Source organism: Caldisericota bacterium (assembly GCA_034717215.1).
Lineage (GTDB): Bacteria > Caldisericota > Caldisericia > Caldisericales > Caldisericaceae > UBA646.
On the sequence record JAYELD010000080.1, the window covers coordinates 1 to 1,850 of the forward strand.

Genomic DNA, 1,850 nt, shown 5'->3' on the forward strand with positions numbered 1-1,850 from the left:
AAATCAAGGAGCTTTTGGCTGACCATCCACAGGAGCTCAAGAAATTATTGGAATAATACGAAAAAATGTAATAATGAAAGAACTGACCCCAATATTTTAACTGACCCCAATATTTTAACTAAAGATTTGACATTATCTCCAAATAATAGTTTTAATTATTTAAAACACATGATGATTGACTGCCAAGAATCCTCGAGGAGAAGAAAGAAATAAGTGAAAAGATATTTAAACAAAACGTTACACTCGATAAATTCGAGGCAGAAAAGAAAACCAAAATAAAATGATCCCGCCTGATATTTTAGTAATATACAGTCTTATTATTCTCCTTTTATTCTCAATAGCGCTTTTTATTTTCATTGTTTTAAGAAGAATTATTCTTCGACATCTCGAAATAAGGTTTAAAAAGCGTTATGAAGAAATCGAAAAAGATATTCTAAAAGCGATATCGTCTTTAAAACCAGAATATTCTGTCAAAGTCGCACATAAATATAAATCTTACCCTGATGTTCTGGGTAAGGTCATAACTGATTATGTAGAAATTATTAAAGGACAAGGAACCGAGCAGCTCAATATAATTTTCAATCATGGCCTGAAAGAAAAATGTATAAAAGATATCTACTCAAGAAGGGTCCTAAAACGCTTGAGAGCGACACGCCTTCTTGTATATTTTGCTGGTCCTTCAGAAAATGCCCACATTCTCAAACTTCTTAACGACAAACCAATCGTTAGATTAACTGCTATAAATGCTCTGTCCCGCGCACCAACCACAGATGCTTTGTCCTCTATATTTCAAACTTTTGAAAATGATCCAGATCCAAACTTAAATACGTACCTTAATATTATGTCTGGCTTGGGAGAAAAAGCAGAATATTTCATAAAGGATTGTCTAAAAAAACATCTTTCTATAGAAAAATTAGGGATGTTGATTGAACTGATTGGAACCATCCCTCTTAAATCCCTTTACAAAGATATAATAGCTTTCTCAGATCATCCAGATAAGGAAATTAGAATAAGAGTTGCAAAAGCTCTTGGAAATTTGCTCATACCAGATTCAGTTGATATTCTACTACGGCTTTCTTCAGATAGTGAATGGGAGGTAAAAGCTCAGGCAATCAAAAGTCTTGGAAATCTGAGAAGCCCGGCTGCTTTGGACACGTTAACCAATGGTTTATTCTCTCCTTTCTGGCATGTCCGCTTTAATTCAGGATACGGTTTAGCAAACATGGGCCCCCAGGGAATCAGACGTCTTAAGCAAGTTTCCAAACAGAAAAAAGACCGGTATGCATCAGAGATGGCGACAATGGTTCTAAACGATATTATTTACACAGAAGAAACTTAAAGAAACATAACCTTCCTCATTAATTCTTTCTTACAAAAAAATCTCCATATTTTAAATTAACTTAACATGTTCAATTTTTGAACATCAAACTATTTTAGGTCGTAATTTATTTATTATCAAGAAGTTGCTAAAATTCGAAATTTACCATGTTCAATTATTAAACATAATAATGCAGGCAGTTTACAACTGTAAGATTGTTATCTTATTTATTTTCAACATATTAAAGCATTTCCTGCACTTGGCACCATTCTTGCTTTTTAGGTTGATGCAAACAAATGAAGATGTAGGCAAAAAATAGTTTATGTCAATCACAAACTTAATAACCACGACAAAAGCCATGAAGTACGATGGTTTTAAAGAGGGGAATCCGGTGCTCCAGCTTCTAGGATACGGTTTAGCAAACATGGGCCCCCAGGGAATCAGACGTCTTAAGCAAGTTTCCAAACAGAAAAAAGACCGGTATGCATCAGAGATGGCGACAATGGTTCTAAACGATATTATTTACACAGAA

General features: G+C 34.2%; 2 protein-coding genes. Both read left to right on the forward strand.

The window, feature by feature from the left end; genetic code table 11:
- On the forward strand, positions 1–213 hold a 213-nt coding region (locus U9Q18_03255), incomplete at its 5' end, for a hypothetical protein (protein ID MEA3313374.1).
- Between the two features lie 67 nt (positions 214–280).
- Positions 281–1,339, forward strand: coding sequence for a HEAT repeat domain-containing protein (locus tag U9Q18_03260; protein MEA3313375.1), 1,059 nt, complete (start codon positions 281–283; stop codon positions 1,337–1,339).
- Positions 1,340–1,850 lie beyond the last annotated feature (511 nt).

Bases quoted from the DNA above. Each gene is read 5' to 3' on its own strand.
- U9Q18_03260 (MEA3313375.1), top strand. From the start codon at position 281: ATGATCCCGCCTGATATTTTAGTAATATACAGTCTTATTATTCTCCTT.